Source organism: Inquilinus ginsengisoli, assembly GCF_050434925.1.
Classification (GTDB): domain Bacteria; phylum Pseudomonadota; class Alphaproteobacteria; order DSM-16000; family Inquilinaceae; genus Inquilinus; species Inquilinus ginsengisoli_B.
In genome coordinates this window covers 3,595,754-3,611,838 of sequence record NZ_JBNDJK010000001.1, presented here as the reverse complement: position 1 = coordinate 3,611,838, position 16,085 = coordinate 3,595,754, and the positions used below count along the sequence as shown (strand labels likewise).

At 69.1% G+C, this 16,085-nt stretch carries 15 protein-coding genes; 13 read left to right on the top strand and 2 right to left on the bottom strand.

Features of this window, described 5'->3' with window-relative positions; translation table 11 throughout:
* Positions 1-16: 16 nt before the first annotated feature.
* The 7 genes from xdhC to QFZ27_RS17185 all read left to right on the top strand — a co-directional run bounded on the left by xdhC (position 17) and on the right by QFZ27_RS17185 (position 7,738).
* Positions 17-976 (top strand): xanthine dehydrogenase accessory protein XdhC, encoded by a 960-nt coding sequence (xdhC, locus tag QFZ27_RS17215; protein ID WP_429227603.1) that lies wholly within the window; start codon positions 17-19, stop codon positions 974-976.
* Entirely contained in the window at positions 886-2,457 is a 1,572-nt protein-coding gene (locus QFZ27_RS17210) for an ABC transporter ATP-binding protein (RefSeq protein WP_429227602.1), read from the top strand. Before xdhC ends, QFZ27_RS17210 begins: the two co-directional genes overlap by 91 nt.
* Positions 2,447-3,538 (top strand): ABC transporter permease, encoded by a 1,092-nt coding sequence (locus QFZ27_RS17205; protein WP_429227601.1) that lies wholly within the window; start codon positions 2,447-2,449, stop codon positions 3,536-3,538. The genes QFZ27_RS17210 and QFZ27_RS17205 overlap by 11 nt, the downstream gene beginning before the upstream one ends.
* The gene (locus tag QFZ27_RS17200; protein WP_429227600.1) at positions 3,538-4,461 is read left to right on the top strand and encodes an ABC transporter permease; all 924 of its coding nucleotides are present in this window, start codon (positions 3,538-3,540) and stop codon (positions 4,459-4,461) included. Before QFZ27_RS17205 ends, QFZ27_RS17200 begins: the two co-directional genes overlap by 1 nt.
* A 79-nt stretch (positions 4,462-4,540) precedes the next feature.
* Positions 4,541-5,620: a BMP family ABC transporter substrate-binding protein gene (locus QFZ27_RS17195; RefSeq protein WP_429227599.1), complete on the top strand. Its 1,080-nt coding sequence runs from the start codon at positions 4,541-4,543 to the stop codon at positions 5,618-5,620.
* Positions 5,621-5,714: 94 nt separating this feature from the next.
* Complete coding sequence (locus QFZ27_RS17190; protein WP_429227598.1) at positions 5,715-6,593, top strand: hypothetical protein; 879 nt, start codon at positions 5,715-5,717, stop codon at positions 6,591-6,593.
* An 11-nt stretch (positions 6,594-6,604) separates the two neighbouring features.
* On the top strand, positions 6,605-7,738 hold the full coding sequence (locus QFZ27_RS17185; RefSeq protein ID WP_429227597.1) for a cysteine desulfurase family protein: 1,134 nt from the start codon (positions 6,605-6,607) through the stop codon (positions 7,736-7,738).
* Here the strand turns inward: QFZ27_RS17185 and QFZ27_RS17180 are convergent.
* A complete protein-coding gene (locus tag QFZ27_RS17180) occupies positions 7,716-8,627 on the bottom strand; it encodes a LysR family transcriptional regulator (protein ID WP_429227596.1) in 912 nt (303 codons plus the stop codon). The genes QFZ27_RS17185 and QFZ27_RS17180 overlap by 23 nt on opposite strands.
* Before the next feature lie 161 nt (positions 8,628-8,788).
* Here QFZ27_RS17180 and QFZ27_RS17175 point away from each other — a divergent pair, with 161 nt between their 5' ends.
* The 5 genes from QFZ27_RS17175 (at position 8,789) to QFZ27_RS17155 (ending at position 13,762) form a co-directional block, all read left to right on the top strand.
* Entirely contained in the window at positions 8,789-10,051 is a 1,263-nt protein-coding gene (locus tag QFZ27_RS17175; RefSeq protein WP_429227595.1) for a urate hydroxylase PuuD, read from the top strand.
* Positions 10,052-10,223: 172 nt separating this feature from the next.
* The gene (gene guaD, locus QFZ27_RS17170) at positions 10,224-11,576 is read left to right on the top strand and encodes a guanine deaminase (protein WP_429227594.1); all 1,353 of its coding nucleotides are present in this window, start codon (positions 10,224-10,226) and stop codon (positions 11,574-11,576) included.
* 19 nt (positions 11,577-11,595) lie between these two features.
* Positions 11,596-12,390 (top strand): IclR family transcriptional regulator, encoded by a 795-nt coding sequence (locus QFZ27_RS17165; RefSeq protein WP_429227593.1) that lies wholly within the window; start codon positions 11,596-11,598, stop codon positions 12,388-12,390.
* A 1-nt stretch (position 12,391) separates the two neighbouring features.
* Entirely contained in the window at positions 12,392-13,078 is a 687-nt protein-coding gene (locus QFZ27_RS17160) for an acyl carrier protein (protein WP_429227592.1), read from the top strand.
* 93 nt (positions 13,079-13,171) lie between these two features.
* Positions 13,172-13,762, top strand: a complete 591-nt coding sequence (locus QFZ27_RS17155) for a hypothetical protein (protein WP_429227591.1) — start codon at positions 13,172-13,174, stop codon at positions 13,760-13,762.
* A 58-nt stretch (positions 13,763-13,820) separates the two neighbouring features.
* Here the strand turns inward: QFZ27_RS17155 and QFZ27_RS17150 are convergent, their stop codons facing one another.
* Positions 13,821-14,042 (bottom strand): type II toxin-antitoxin system Phd/YefM family antitoxin, encoded by a 222-nt coding sequence (locus QFZ27_RS17150; protein WP_429227590.1) that lies wholly within the window; start codon positions 14,040-14,042, stop codon positions 13,821-13,823.
* A 274-nt stretch (positions 14,043-14,316) separates the two neighbouring features.
* Between QFZ27_RS17150 and gcl the strand changes: the two genes are divergently transcribed.
* Positions 14,317-16,074, top strand: coding sequence for a glyoxylate carboligase (gene gcl / locus QFZ27_RS17145; protein ID WP_429227589.1), 1,758 nt, complete (start codon positions 14,317-14,319; stop codon positions 16,072-16,074).
* Positions 16,075-16,085: the final 11 nt, after the last annotated feature.

The window sequence follows — 16,085 nt, the reverse complement described above, 5'->3', positions numbered from 1 at the left end:
ATGCCGGAGGGTTCGCATGACCCCCCTCGCCCCCACCCTGCGGCTGTGGCTCGGCGATGGCGAGCCGGCGGTGCTGGTGACGCTGGCGGAGGCTCGCGGCTCGACCCCGCGCGAGGCCGGGGTGCACATGCTGGTCACCGCCGGCGCCGCCCGCGGCACCATCGGCGGTGGACGGATGGAGTGGGATGCGATCGCCGCCGCCCGGGCCCTGATCGCCGCCAAGGAGCAGTCGCAGCGGGTCGAGATGCCGCTCGGCCCGGCCATCGGCCAGTGCTGCGGCGGCTTCGTGGTGATCGAACTGGAATTGGCGGACGGCGCCACCCTGGCCCGGATCGAGGCCGAGGAGGCCGAGGAGGCCGCGACCCGGCCCAGTGTCCTGATCTTCGGTGCCGGCCATGTCGGCAAGGCGCTGGCCCGCGCCCTGGCGCCGCTGCCGGTGAAGATCCAATGGGTCGACGGCCGCGCCGACGAGTTCCCGGCCGAGATCCCGGAGGGCGTCGTCCGGCGGCTGACGCCGACCCCGACCGACGTCATTGCCGAGGCCCCGGCCGGCGCCGCCTATCTGGTCATGACCCACAGCCACGCCATGGATTTCGAGGTCACCGAGGCGGCCTTGCGGCGCGGTGACGCCGCCTATATCGGGCTGATCGGATCGGCCACCAAGCGCGAGCGCTTCGAGCGCTGGTTCCGGGCCCGCGGCAACGACCCGCGGCGCCCGGAATCCCTGACCTGCCCGATCGGGGCTGGCCTCGGGCGGGACAAGCGCCCGCCCGTCATCGCCGCCATGGTCGCGGCGGAATTGCTCATCGCCTTCGCCAAGGCTAAGGACGTGTCCGCCCCCGCCGACAAACCGGCGTCGGGGGCGGCTCCAGAACAGGAGGCTGCATGGACCGCAACCCGGGGGCCGGCCCCGCGCGCATCGAACTCCGCGGCATCACCAAGAGGTTCGCGAGCCTCGTCGCGAACGACGGGGTAAGCTTTTCCGTCCAGCCCGGCGAGATCCATGCGCTGCTCGGCGAGAACGGCGCCGGCAAGTCGACGCTGGTGAAATCGATCTACGGCCTGCTGCAGCCCGATGCCGGCGAGATCCTGTGGAACGGCCAGCCGGCCCGCCCCGCCAGCCCGCACGAGGCCCGGCGCCTCGGCATCGGCATGGTGTTCCAGCACTTCTCGCTGTTCGAGGCGCTGACTGTGGCCGAGAACATCGCGCTGGGCCTGGAGAGCCCGCCCGACCGGCGGGTCCTGGCCAAGCGCATCCGCGAGGTGTCCGAGGCCTATGGCCTGCCGCTGGACCCGCATCGCGAGATCCACACCTTGTCGGTCGGCGAGCGCCAGCGGGTCGAGATCGTGCGCTGCCTGCTGCAGGACCCGAAGCTGCTGATCATGGACGAGCCGACCTCGGTCCTGACCCCGCAGGAGGTGGAGCGGCTGTTCGAGACGCTGCGCCGCCTGGCATCGGAGGGCTGCTCGATCCTCTACATCAGCCACAAGCTGCACGAGATCAAGGCGCTGTGCGACGCGGCGACGATCATGCGCGGTGGCAAGGTGGTGGGCACCTGCGACCCGGCGGCCGAGACCGCGCGCAGCATGGCGCAGATGATGATCGGGGCAGAGCTGCGCACCCTGTCGCGGCGTGGCGCCCGCGGCGCGTCCGAGCCGAAGCTGGTTGTCGAGAACCTGAGCCTGCCCGCCGACGGCCCGTTCGGCACGGCGCTGAAGCAGATCGGCTTCACCGTCGGCGCCGGCGAGATCCTGGGCATCGCCGGGATTGCCGGCAACGGCCAGACCGAGCTGTCGCAGGCCCTGTCGGGCGAGCGCCGGGTCCGCCCGGCCGGGGCCATCCGCATCGGCGCCAAGCCGGTGGCGCATCTGAGCGCCGAGCAGCGCCGCCTGCTGGGGCTGTGCACCGTGCCGGAGGAGCGCAATGGCCACGCCGCGGTGCCGGAGATGAGCCTGGCCGGCAACACGCTGCTGAGCGCCCGCAACCGGATGAAGCTGGCGCCCGGCGGGCTGATCCGCGCCGGCCTGGCCCGCCGCTATGCCGAGCGGGTGATCCATGAGTTCGGGGTCAAGGCGCGCGATGCCGAGGCGCTGGCCGGCAGCCTGTCCGGCGGCAACCTGCAGAAATACGTGGTCGGGCGCGAGGTGCTGCAGACGCCCGAGATCTTCATCGTGTCGCAGCCGACCTGGGGCGTCGACGCCGGCGCCGCCACGGCGATCCACCAGGCGCTGATGACCCTGGCCCAGAACGGCACCGCGGTGGTGGTGATCTCGCAGGACCTCGACGAGCTGCTGCAGATCACCGACCGGCTGGCGGTGATCAATCTCGGCCGGCTGTCCGAGGCGCGGCCGACCGCCGAGATCTCGGTCGCCGAGATCGGCCTGATGATGGGCGGGCTGCACGGCGCCGAGCCGGACGCGGCCGAGGAAAGGGAGCATACAGCCCATGTCGCTTAGGATCGAACCGAGGCGCGAACCCTCCCGCGCGATGGTCTGGCTGACGCCGCTGATCGCCATCGCCCTGACCATCGCCAGCGGCTGGCTGCTGTTCCTGGCCCTCGGGCTGGACCCGGCCGAGACGCTTTACCAGTTCCTGATCGCGCCGGTCGAAAGCTTCTACGGCTGGACCGAGCTGGGGGTGAAGGCGGCGCCCTTGATCCTGATCGCCATCGGGCTCGGCATCGGCTTCCGCGCCAATGTCTGGAACATCGGCGCCGAGGGCCAGCTGATCATGGGCGCCATCGCCGCCGGTGCCGTCGCGCTCGGCTTCTGGGGCGAGGAGGGCTGGTGGATCCTGCCGGCGATGTGCGTCGCCGGCGCCCTGGGCGGCATGGCCTATGCCGCGATCCCGGCCCTGCTGAAGACCCGCTTCGACGTCAGCGAGATCCTGACCAGCCTGATGCTGACCTATGTCGCCTCGCTGGTGCTGGGGATCCTGGTGTTCGGGCCGTGGAAGGACCCGGACGGCTACAATTTCCCGCAGACCCGGATGTTCACCGACGCCGCGGTGCTGCCGATCCTGGTCGAAGGCACCCGGCTGCATCTCGGCGTGCTGGCGGCGGGGCTGGTCGCCGTCGCCGCCTGGTTCCTGATGGGCCGCACCGTGTTCGGCTTCCAGATCCGGGTGGTCGGCCAGGCCCCGGCCGCCGCCCGCTTCGCCGGCTTCAGCCGCAAGCGCGTGACCTGGTTCGCCCTGCTGCTGTCCGGCGCGCTGGCCGGCCTGGCCGGCACCTTCGAGGCCGCCGGCCCGATCGGCCAGCTGATCCCGCAGCTGACCCCGGGCTACGGCTTCACCGGCATCATCGTCGCCTTCCTCGGCCGGCTGCACCCGATCGGCATCGTCGCCGCCGGGCTGGTCATGGCCCTGTCCTATATCGGCGGCGAGAACGCCCAGGTCTCGGCCGGGCTGCCGACCGCGGCGACCGGCGTGTTCCAGGGCATGCTGCTGTTCTACCTGCTGGCCGCCGACGTGCTGGTCCGCTACCGCCTGCGCTGGGCCTCGGCCCAGGCCGCCTCCAAGCCCGCAACGGTGTCGTGATGGATATCCTGGTCCTGATCGCGGCGACGGTGATCACCGCCGCCACCCCCCTGCTCCTCGCCGCGCTGGGCGAGCTGGTGGTCGAGCGCTCCGGCGTCCTCAACCTCGGCGTCGAGGGCATGATGCTGATCGGCGCGGTCACCGGCTTCGCGGTGACCTTCACCACCGGCCAGCCGGCGCTGGGCATCCTGGCCGCGGCTCTGGCCGGCGCGGCGATGTCGCTGATCTTCGCCGTGCTGACCCTGACGCTGATGGCCAACCAGGTCGCCACCGGCCTGGCCCTGACCATCTTCGGCGTCGGCCTCAGCGCCCTGCTCGGCTCCGGCTTCGTCGGCCACCCGATCGCGCCGCTGCCGAAGCTGTCGCTGCCGGTGCTGACCGACCTGCCGGTCATCGGCCCGCTGCTGTTCGGCCAGGACGCGCTGGTCTACCTGTCGGTCGCCATGACCTTCGGCGTCGCCTGGTTCCTGAAGCGCAGCCGCGCCGGGCTGGTGCTGCGCGCGGTCGGCGAATCCGCGGAATCGGCGCATTCGATCGGCCATCCGGTGCTGCTGGTGCGCTATCTCGCCTGCCTGTTCGGCGGCGCCATGGCCGGACTGGCCGGGGCCTTCCTGTCGCTGTCCTACACGCCGCTGTGGATCGAGGGCATGACCGCCGGCCGCGGCTGGATCGCGCTGGCGCTGGTGGTGTTCGGGTCGTGGCGGCCATGGCGGGTGCTGCTGGGCGCCTATCTGTTCGGCGGCGTCACCATCCTGCAGCTGCACGCCCAGGGCATCGGCGGCATCGAGGTGCCGCCGCAGGTCTTCACCATGCTGCCCTACCTCGCCACCATTGCGGTGCTGGTGATCATCGCCGCCGGGCCGTGGCGCGGCCGGCTGCAGGCGCCGGCGGCTTTGGGCAAGCCGTTCCGGCCTTCGATCTAGGCCGGACAGGAGCGCGATCCCAATCGCGCTTCCAATCACGGATCGCTATCATCCGATGAATCACAACAAGGAGGTCTTCATGTCGATGCGCTTCTCCCGCCGGTCGGTGCTGGCGGGCTCCGCGGCCACCCTGGCGACGACGGTCCTGCCCGGCCGGGTCTGGGCAGCGGAGCCGCTGAAGGTCGGCTTCATCTATATCGGGCCGATCGGCGATTATGGCTGGACCCATGGCCACGACCTCGCCCGCCGCGAGATCGACGCGCATTTCGGCGACAAGGTGAAGACCAGCTATGTCGAGAGCGTGCCGGAAGGCCCGGACGCCGAGCGCGTGCTGCGCCAGCTGGCCCAGGCCGGCAACGAGCTGATCTTCACCACGTCGTTCGGCTACATGAACCCGACGATCCGGGCGGCCAAGGCGCTGCCGAAGGTGAAGTTCGAGCATGCCACCGGCTATCAGACCGCGCCGAATGTCAGCACCTACAACGCCCGCTTCCATGAAGGGCGCGCGGTGTGCGGCACCATCGCCGGCCACATGACCAAGACCGGCGTCACCGGCTATATCGGCTCGGTTCCCATCCCCGAGGTGGTGATGGGCATCAACGCCTACACCCTGGCGGCGCGGAAGATCCGACCGGACATGAAGGTGAAGGTGATCTGGGTCAACAGCTGGTACGACCCGGGCAAGGAGAGCGACGGCGCCAAGGCGCTGATCGACGGCGGCGCCGACATCCTGTGCCAGCACACCGACAGCCCGGCGGCGATCCAGGTCGCCGAGGCCCGCGGCGTCCACGGCTTCGGCCAGGCGTCGGACATGCGCAACTTCGCGCCCAAGGCGCAACTGACCTCGATCGTCGACAATTGGGGTCCGTATTACGTCGAGCGGGTGCAGGCCGTGCTCGACGGCAGCTGGAAGACCTCGAGCATCTGGTGGGGCTTCAAGCACGGCATGGTCACGCTGGCGCCGTACAACGAGGCGATCCCGGCCGAGGTGGTGGCCGCGGCGGAGAAGACCAAGGCCGACATCATCGCCGGCACGCTCGACCCCTTCGCCGGCCCGATCAAGAACCAGAAGGGCGAGCTGGTCGTGCCCGAGGGCAAGGCCCTGAGCGACGACGAGATCGCCAAGATGGACTGGTATGTCGAGGGCGTGGAAGCCTGAGGCGCGATCCTTCGCAGTCTGGGTTCGCCGTCAGCGAACCCAGACTGCGCGTTGTCTTGCTCTGGAGATACAAGCCAGCCGCAGGGGGAGTATTTTGAAGCCCATTCACACACCGGCCCTTATATTTGGGCTCGCACTGATTTCAGCTTGCTCAGATTCGGTCACCACACCGCCCGCGATCGCCTCCAGCGCTTCCAGCCCGCCTACGCCGGTCGCCGCCTCGACCCAGGCCTGCGACAGCTATCTCGGCCAGATGATCACGCCGGTCTCGTTCGACCGGGTCAGGGCGGCCCTGTCCCGGCTCCCGACCCAGCGCAACGAGTTTGAAACGACCCCACAGTTCGATGCCCGGGTTGCCAATGCGCTGGGTAATACAGATGGCACCTATATTGTTCAGGCGGCATTCAACCCGAAATACGCAACCTATGACGCGGATCGCCAGCAGTTTGCTGTCCAGACCTATGCCATCGGACATGGCCAGCCCTATTGGGACACCGTCTTCGGCTACGGCCATCCCCTCTATGGACAGGTGGAGTATGGCTCCTATGAGAACATCGGCCTTTCCGTCTCGAGCTCCGAAACTGCCGGCACTTATGTGGGAAGCAATGCTTTCGGCGTGACGGCGAGAGTCACCGAGACCACGCGCAATGAGAAGGCGATCTTCGACCGGAAGGCTGCATATGGGGAGGATCTGTATTCCCCACCGGGATCCGATGTCTACAGTACCAGGATCATCGCAGAGATTCCGGCCGACCCAGCCACCGCGCCTCGCCTCAAGAACACCATGAAGGCTGCCGTGGTGATCGCCCCCAGATCCCCATGGGTTGCAGCAGGGCGCGGGCACATCAACACCCCGACGATCAACAATCCTCAGACCGTGGAACAGGTGGTGAGCGCCGTGATCGCGGACATTCAGTGCGCGTTGATCACCGATGGCACGAACAAGGTGATCGCGGCGGTGACGACGCGGTAGCAATGTCGGCCATGACCGAGGTTCTCTATCTCGACCACCTCGCCTCCACCCCCCTAGCGCCGGAGGTGTTCGACGCGATGCGGCCGTGGCTCGACCCGGCGGCGGTCGGCAACCCGCACGCTGCCCGGCACCAGCCGGGCTGGCGGGCGGCGGAGGCGATCGAGGCGGCGCGGGCCGAGGTGGCGGGGCTGATCGGCGCCCGGCCGGGCGAGATCCTGTTCACCGGCGGCGCCACCGAGGCCAACAACCTGGCGCTGCTGGGCGGCACGCCCGCGGGCTGGCCGGCGGTCGCCTCGGCGATCGAGCATCCCAGCGTGCTGGCCTGCCTGCCGGAGCTCGCCGCGCGAGGGCACCGCACCGCGACCCTGCCGGTCGGGCCAGACGGCACCGCGGATCTCGACGCCCTACGTACGCTGCTGGCCGGCCGTCCGGCCCTGGTCTCGCTGATGGCGGCCAACAACGAGATCGGCACCATCCAGCCGCTGGCGGAGGCAGCCCGGATCTGCGCCGAGGCCGGTGCCCTGCTGCACACGGACGCCGTGCAGATGCTGTCGACCGGCGCGGTCGATGTTCGCGCCCTCGACCCGGCCTTCCTCAGCCTGTCCGGGCACAAGCTGTACGGCCCGATGGGAATCGGCGCCCTGTTCGTGCGCGAGGGTGTGACTTTGCGCCCCCTCCTCCACGGCGGCGGCCAGCAGCAGGGGCGGCGCGCCGGCACCCTGCCGACCGCCCTCTGCGTCGGACTCGGCGCCGCCTGCCGCCTGGCCGGGCAGCGCCGGACGGCCGATGCCCGGCGCCTGACCGACCTGCGCGAGCGGCTGTTCGGGGCGCTGCAACGCGAGCTGCCGGACCTGCGCCGCAACGGCTCTGTCGATCACGGCCTGGCCGGCTGCCTCAATGTCAGCCTGCCGGGGCTTGACGCGGCCGACCTGCTGCTCGACCTGCCGGATCTGGCGCTGTCCACCGGCTCGGCCTGCTCCACCGGCAGCCCGGAGCCGTCGCATGTGCTGCGCGCCATCGGCCTGTCGCCGGAAGAGGCTTATGGCAGCCTGCGCTTTGGCCTGGGCCGTGGCACCACCGAGGACGACATCGACCGGGCCGCGGCGCGGCTGGTCGCGGCGATCACAGCGCGAGGTCGGCGCTGAGCAGCGACCGCGTGTGCTCCACCAGATAATCCGAGAACACCCGCACCTTGGCCGGCAGGAAGCTGCGATGCGGGTACAGCACCGCCAGCATCACCGGCTCCGGCGGATGGTCGGGCAGCACCACCTGCAGCGCGCCGCTGCGCAGATGCGCCGCCACCTCCCACACCGGCTTCAGCACGATGCCGCGGCCGTCGACCGCCCATTGCGTCAGCACGTCGCCGTCATCGGCGTCGAAGCTGCCGCGCACCGGGACCTTCGACGGGCCGTCCTTGCCCTCCAGCGTCCACTGGTATTGCCGCGACCCGGGAAAGCGCAGCAGCAGGCAGTTGTGGCCGATCAGATCCTCCGGCGTCGCCGGCGTACCCCGGGCGTCGAGATAGCCGGGCGAGGCGCACAGCACCCGCCGGCAATCCGCGATCTTGCGCAGCACGAAGCTGGAATCCTTCATCTCCGCCATGCGGATCGCCAGGTCCACCGCCTCGCCCAGCAGGTCGAGCAGGTGGTCGGACAGGCGCAGCCGCAGGTCGACGCGCGGGTACAGCTCATGGAACTGCGGCACCAGCGGCGCCAGGATGCGGCGGCCGAAGCCCAGCGGCGCCGTCACCCGCAGGCTGCCGGACGGCACGCCGCTGGTGGTGGCCACGCTGGTCTCGGCCCGCTCCACCGTGTCGAGCACGACCAGGCAGTGGCGGTAGAAGGTCTGGCCGTGCTCGGTGGTCTGCACCTGGCGGGTGGTGCGGTTCAGCAGACGGACGCCGAGATGCTGCTCCAGCTGCTGGATGCGGTGGCTGACCACGGCCGGCGACATGCGCACCTGCCGGCCGGCGGCCGACAGGCTGCCGAGCTCGACCACGCGCACGAAGACCCGCATGTTCTCCAGCAGCGCCAATCCGTGCTCCCTGTTCCCGGATGCGAGTCTGGGTGCATCCGCCGGGCGGGATTATAGCCTTTCTTTTGAAAGTGCTGCGTGGCCGCATCGCTTCCCCAGCCGCGGCGATGTTCATTAGGCTGGCGGGAACGGATAATCAGCCAGACGGCGGAGGCGACGGCATGGAGCCGATCATCTGGGAATGGATCAACCTCGTGGCCCGCTGGGTGCACGTGATCACCGCCATCGCCTGGATCGGCTCGTCCTTCTATTTCGTCGCGCTGGACCTCAGCCTGAAGAAGCGCGAGGACCTGCCGAAGGGCGCCGGCGGCGAGGCCTGGCAGATCCATGGCGGCGGCTTCTACAACATGGTCAAGTACCTGGTGGCGCCGGACCGGCTGCCGAAGGAGCTGACCTGGTTCAAATGGGAGGCCTACTCCACCTGGATCAGCGGCTTCTTCCTGCTCTGCGTCCTGTACTATCGTGGCGCCGACCTGTTCCTGATCGACCCGCAGGTGTCGATGTTCTCGCCGAAGGAGGCGATCGCGATCAGCGTGGTCAGCCTGGCCCTGGGCTGGCTGGCCTACGACCTGCTGTGCAAATCACCGCTGGGCGAGAGCGACGTCAAGCTGGCCGCCGCTGGGTTCGTCGGGCTGGTGGCGGCGGCCTACGGCTTCTCCCTGGTGTTCAGCGGCCGCGGCGCGATGCTGCAGATGGGCGCGCTGATCGGCACCATGATGGTGGCCAACGTCTTCTTCCTGATCATCCCGAACCAGCGCAAGGTCGTGGACGCGCTGCTGGCCGGGCAGACGCCGGACCCCAATCTCGGCCGGCAGGCCAAGCAGCGGTCGCTGCACAACAACTACCTGACCCTGCCGGTGCTGTTCCTGATGCTCAGCAACCACTACCCGCTGGCCTTCGGGTCGCACTGGGCCTGGGTGATGACCGCGCTGGTGCTGGTGATGGGCGGGGTGATCCGGCACTTCTTCAACTCGCGCCACGCCGGCAAAGCGACGCCGTGGTGGACCTGGGGCGTCGCGACAGCCTGCATGGCGGCGATCATCTGGCTGTCGACCCTGCCGCCGCCGCGCGAGCACGAAGTGGCGACCGCGACCAAGCCGTGGATCGGCGTGCCGGCACAGGCCCCGGTGCAGACGGCCGCCGCGGCAGAGCCGAAGCCGGTGTCCTTCGCCCAGGTCACCGACGTCGTCGTGTCCCGCTGCAGCATGTGCCATTCGACCATGCCCGGCTGGGAGGGCATCAACGAGGCGCCGCGCGGCGTGCTGCTGGACTCGCCGGAGGAGATCCGGCGCCACGCCGGCCTGATCCGCCTGCAGGCGGTGCTGACCCATGCGATGCCGCCGGCCAATGTCAGCCAGATCACGCCGGAGGAGCGCGACCTCCTCGGGCGCTGGACGGCCGATCCCGACCAGGCCGTGCAGTGAGGCGGGATGTCCTTGGCCCTCCCTCTTTTGTCATCCTCGGGCTTGACCCGAGGATCCAGGGGCCATCGAGAGCGGTGCCCGTGGCCCCTGGATCGCCCGGTCAAGCCGGGCAATGACAGAAGAGGTGTCGTGACGACACCCGGCTGGAATCCCGGATGACCGGAGACCTGAGATGAGCATCACCATCGCCCTGCCCCCCACCGCCCTGCGCGGCCGTCTGCTGAGCTTTCTCGCCGCCCCCAAGGGCGCCGGCGACAACGCCAGCTATCGCTACATCCCGGACGGGCTGGTGGTCGTCGAGGCCGGCCGCATCACCCGGGTCGGCCCGGCGGCCGAGGTCCTGCCGACGCTGCCGGCCGGCACCGCGGTCGACCATTATCCGGACGAGCTGATCCTGCCCGGCTTCATCGACGCGCATCTGCACTTCCCGCAGACCCAGGTGATCGCGTCCTACGGCGCGCAGCTGCTGGAGTGGCTGCAGAAATACACCTTCGTGGCCGAGCAGCGCTACGCCGACCAGGCCTTTGCCGAGCGCCAGGCGCAATGGTTCCTGGCCGAGCTGCTGGGCAACGGCACCACCACCGCTGCGGTCTACGGCTCGGTGCATCCGGAGTCGGCGGAAGCCTTCTTCTCCCAAGCCGAGGTGATGGGCACCGCCATGATCGGCGGCAAGGTGATGATGGACCGCAACGCCCCGCCCGGCCTGCTGGACACCGCCCAGTCGTCCTATGACGACAGCAAGCGGCTGCTGCAGCGCTGGCATGGCAAGGGCCGGCAGCGCTACGCCGTCACCCCGCGCTTCGCCATCACCTCGACCGAGGCGCAGCTGGAGGCGGCGGGCGCGCTGGCCCGGGAATTCCCGGACGCCTATGTCCAGACCCACATCGCCGAGAACCTCAAGGAGATCGAGGCGGTGAAGGCGCTGTTCCCGGACAGCCGCGACTATCTCGACGTCTATGACAAATACGGGCTGCTGGGGCCGAAGACCTTGTTCGGCCACTGCATCCATCTCGAGGAGCGCGAGCGGGCGCGCATGGCCGAGACCGGCTCGGTCGCGGTGTTCTGCCCGACCTCGAACCTGTTCATCGGCAGCGGCCTGTTCCCGATGCGCGAGCTGCAGCGGCGCGACCCGCCGGTGCGGATCGCGGCGGCGACCGATGTCGGCGGCGGCACCAGCTATTCGATGCTGCGCACCCTCGGCGAGGGCTACAAGGTGCAGCAGCTGCAGGGCACCAACCTGTCAGCGCTGGAGGCCTTCCACCTGGTCACCGCCGGCAATGCCGAGGCGCTGGGCCTGCAGGACGAGATCGGTGCCATCGCCCCCGGCCGCTTTGCCGACCTGGTGGTGCTGGACGCCCGCGCCACCGCCGCCATGGCGCACCGGATGGAGGCGGTCGAGGCAGATCTCGAGGAAGAACTGTTCATCCTCATGACTTTGGGAGATGATCGGTCGATCAAGGCGACCTATATCCAAGGCCGCCGCATGCACGAACGGGAGGGTACGCGAAGCCGGTCACCGGCCTGAGCGTCCAGTCAGGAGCGCCATGGCCGAGATCGATCGCGACAGCGGCATCGACGAACCGAAGACCGGACAGGTCCGGTCCCTGCTCCGCGCGCTGCGGCTGCTCGACACCGTGGCTGCCCGGGCCGAGGGCATGAGCCTGACCGAGCTGGCCCGCGCCACCGACCTCTCCGCCCCCACCGTCCACCGCCTGCTGACCACGCTGGAGGAGGCGCATTACGTGCGCTTCGACCCAGCGACGCGGCGCTGGACGGTCGGGCTGCAGGCCTTCCTCTCCGGCCTCGCCTATGCCGACGGCATGGGGCTGCGCCGCCTGGCCGACCCGCCGATGCGCACCCTGTTCGGCCTGTGCCACGAGACCGTGAACCTCGCGGTCGAGGAGCGCGGCACCATCCTCTATCTGCACCAGTTGGGCGATCCGGGCGCCAGCCTGCCGGGGTCGACGCCCTTGCCGGTGCACGGCTCCGGCGTCGGCAAGGCGCTGCTGTCGGCCAAGACCGACCCGGTGCTGTCGCGCACCCTGCCCGCCCTGGCCCTGACCCGGCTGACCGAGAAGACCGTGCCGGACCTGCCCAGCCTGCGCGACCAGATCAGCCGCGCCCGCCGCTCCGGCTACGCCATCGACGACGAGGAGCACCTGTCCGGCGTGCGCTGCGTCGCCTCGCCGATCCTCGACCGCGGCGGCCGCCCGGTGGCCGCCCTGTCGATCTCCGCCCCGCGCGAGCGCATGGGCGACGACCGCATCGGCCAGATCGGCATGCTGGTGCGCCAGGCGGCGGAGAAGGTGACGCTGCAGCTCGGCGGCCGGCCGCACTGAGATGGCAGACGTCCTGCCGCTGGTCGGGGATGGTGACGATCTGGACCTGATCCGGGAGGTGGAGCGCGCCTTCGGCATCCGCTTCGCCGACCGAGACCTTGAATCCTGTCAGACCATCGGCGACCTGCACGCCCTGATCCTGGCCGCCGTCCCGCATGCGGAGAGGACCGACGCCACCTGCCTGGCGGCCATGGCATTCTTCAGATTGCGATGGGCGATCGAAGCCGAGCATCCGGGTCGGATTATCCAGCCTGCAACACCTTTGGCCGATCTGACCGGGCGGTTCGGAGCGGATTACTGGCTGGGTCGGCTGCGGCGCCGGACCGGCCAAAGGATGCCCACACCGGCGCTAGGTGCCACGGGCTGCGCCCTCAACCTCGCCGCCATCGCCGGCTCGGCGGCGTGCGTCGTGACCTGGGGCTGGCTTGGGCTGGTGCCTGCGCTGCCTCTCCTGTCAGCGTCCGTCGCTGTGTCCGGGCGCTGGCTGTCCGCCCTTCCGAAGCCGACTGCGACGGTGGGCGATCTTGCGCGGGTTGTCGCCGCCCTCAATGTGTCCGCCCTCGCCGACCGGGACCAGCCGGTCCGAACGCGCGAGATCTGGCCGGCCCTGCAAGCGATCATCCAGGACAATCTCGCCCTGACGGCTCCGGTGCAGCCGACGACGCGGTTCTTCAAGGAAAAGGGCTGACGCTCATCACGCAGCTCGGCGGCCGGCCGCACTGAGGTACTTCAAACATTCCGGACTCCGCTATTATCACAGGCGTCACAGCTCGGATTGACCATGCCACGCCGCGAGCCGACCACCGCCAGCGAGTTGACGCGTCGTCTTGAGGCTGATCCTGAATGGGTCGCTCGGCGGGCCGAGAGGAATCGTCTTCACGAGGAGCGGACCGCCGCCCTCAGGGAGAGCGAGGCTCCGCTGATCGCGGCGCTAAACGATGTCGGCGTCGATGTCAGATCCGCTTGGCTTTTGAACGCCAAGCATCCGAACTATCGATCCGCAGTTCCCGTTCTGCTCGCTCATATCGATGGTGAATACGACGACCGAATTCGAGAAGGAATTGTTCGCGCCCTCGGATATTCGGAGGCACGCCAACTTGCGTGGGATAGTGTGCTCGTTGCCTTAAAGCGCCAGAGATCGAGGCCTGGAAGCGGCTTCAGAGATGGATTGATGGCGGCCCTGGCCGGCATGGCTCGATCGGGAGATTTGCCTGCGCTTATCGAGCTGGTCGCTGATCCTACCCTCGGCCAGTCGCGCTTGCTGTTGATCTCCAAACTGTCTCGATCAAGGCAGCCAGAGGCGCGGGCCGTCTTGGAAAAACTGAGGGACGATCCTGACCTCTACAAAGAGATTTCATATCGCCTGAAATGATCGGCGAACGACAAGGCTAGGGCCTCTCGCGATTCGACGTTAGGCACGCAGGACCGTGTCACCGATCCAATTCAGCGATCGAACGACGCAAATGGGCTGCGTTGGCGGGTGAGCTGAGCAGGTAGGCGGTTTCGCGCAGGGACTCGAACTCGGCCAGCGGGACGATCACCATCGGCTCGTGGCCCGGCCGGATCACGACGAGCTTCGTGCGGTCGGCCTCAAGGCGGTCGAGGTGGCCGGCAAGATCGGCCAGCAGGTCGGTGAAGGTAACCTCGGGCATGGCCTGGTTCCCTTTCAGAGGTGAGGCCACCCCACATTGTCATTGCCGGGGCTGACCCGGCAATCCAGAAGATGTCGACGCTCTCTGGATGCCCGGGTCAAGCCCGGGCATGACAGGAAAGGGTTGGGCACGACCCTCTCCAGCGCTTCCACCAGGTGAAAAAGACCGATCCGGCCTGCCGCTTTTCACGTCCTGGAATGTTTCGGGCCTTCGCTGGCCCTGCCCTGCCCCGCCCGCCACCATCCTCCCGAGAACCTTCGAACGGGAGGGCATGATGCCCAAGATGACGGCGATGGAAGCGGCAGTGCATGTGTTGCGCAGCGAGGGGGTGGAGGTGGCGTTCGGCGTTCCCGGCGCGGCGATTCTGCCCTTCTACGAGGCGCTGAAGGACAGCGGCATCCGCCATGTGCTGGTCCGGCACGAGGAGGGCGGCACGCATGCCGCCGAGGGCTACACCCGCGCCCGGGCCGGCGCGATCGGCGTCTGCATCGGCACCTCCGGCCCCGCCGGCACCAACATGATCACCGGCCTGTACTCCGCCATCGCGGATTCGGTCCCGATCCTGTGCATCACCGGCCAGGCGCCGCGCGCCAAGCTGCACAAGGAGGACTTCCAGGCGGTCGACATCGCCGCCATCGCCCGGCCGGTGACCAAATGGGCGATCACGGTGATGGAGGGCGCCCAGGTGCCCTGGGTGTTCCGCCGCGCCTTCCAGATCATGCGCTCCGACCGGCCCGGCCCGGTGCATATCGACCTGCCGATCGACGTGCAGAAGGAGATCATCGACTACGATCCCGAGACCGATGCGCCGCTGCCGGTGTCGCGCCCGGCGCCGAACCCGAGCGCCATCGCCCGCGCCGTCGACATGCTGCTGGCGGCGGAGAAGCCGCTGATCGTCGCCGGCGGCGGCATCATCAACGCCGAGGCGTCCGACCTGCTGGTCGAGTTGGCCGAGCTGGTGAACGTGCCGGTGGTGCCGACGCTGATGGGCTGGGGCACGATCCCCGACGACCATCCGCTGAACGCCGGCATGGTCGGGCTGCAGACCCAGCACCGCTACGGCAACGCCACCTTCCTGCAGAGCGATGTGGTGCTGGGCATCGGCAACCGCTGGGCCAACCGGCACACCGGATCGACGGACGTCTATACGAAGGGCCGCAAGTTCATCCATGTCGACATCGAGCCGACCCAGATCGGCCGGGTGTTCTGCCCGGATCTGGGCATCGTCGCCGACGCCAGGCTAGCGCTGGAGGCGCTGATCGCCGAGGCGCGCGGCCGCCGCCTGCCGAAGCGCGACGCCTGGGTCGGCGCGGTACAGGAGCGCAAGCGGACCATGCTGCGCCGGACCGATTTCGACAACACGCCGATCAAGCCGCAGCGGGCGTTCCAGGAGATCAACGCCGCCTTCGGCCGCGACACCCGCTTCGTCACCGCCATCGGCCTGTACCAGATCGCGTCGGGCCAGTTCCAGAAGGTGTACAAGCCGCGCAACTACATCATCTGCGGCCAGGCCGGGCCGCTGGGCTGGGAGGTGTCGGCCTGCACCGGCGCCAAGCTGGCCGACCCGTCGGCCGAGGTGGTCGGCATCGTCGGCGATTATTCGCTGCAGTTCCTGATCGAGGAGCTGGCGGTGGCGGCGCAGTACCGCATCCCCTTCGTGCTGGTGGTGCTGAACAACGCCTATCTCGGCCTGATCCGGCAGGCGGAGCGCGGCTACAACATGGATTACGAGGTCCAGCTTTCGTTCCAGAACATCAACGCGCCGGAGATCGGCGATTACGGCGTCGACCATGTCAAGGCGGCGGAGGCCTTCGGCTGCATCGCCCGCCGGGTGTTCGACCCGACCGAGATCGGCGAGGCCCTTGCCTGGGCGCGCACCCGCGCCACCCAGGCCAGCCTGCCGGTCATGGTCGAGATCATCACCGAGCGGGTGACCAACATCGCCATGGGACCGGAGATCGACAAGGTCACCGAGTTCGAGGAGATCATCGACCTGGCCCCCGCCACGGCCCGCGAGCCGGAGACGGTGTAGGGCGAGCAAAG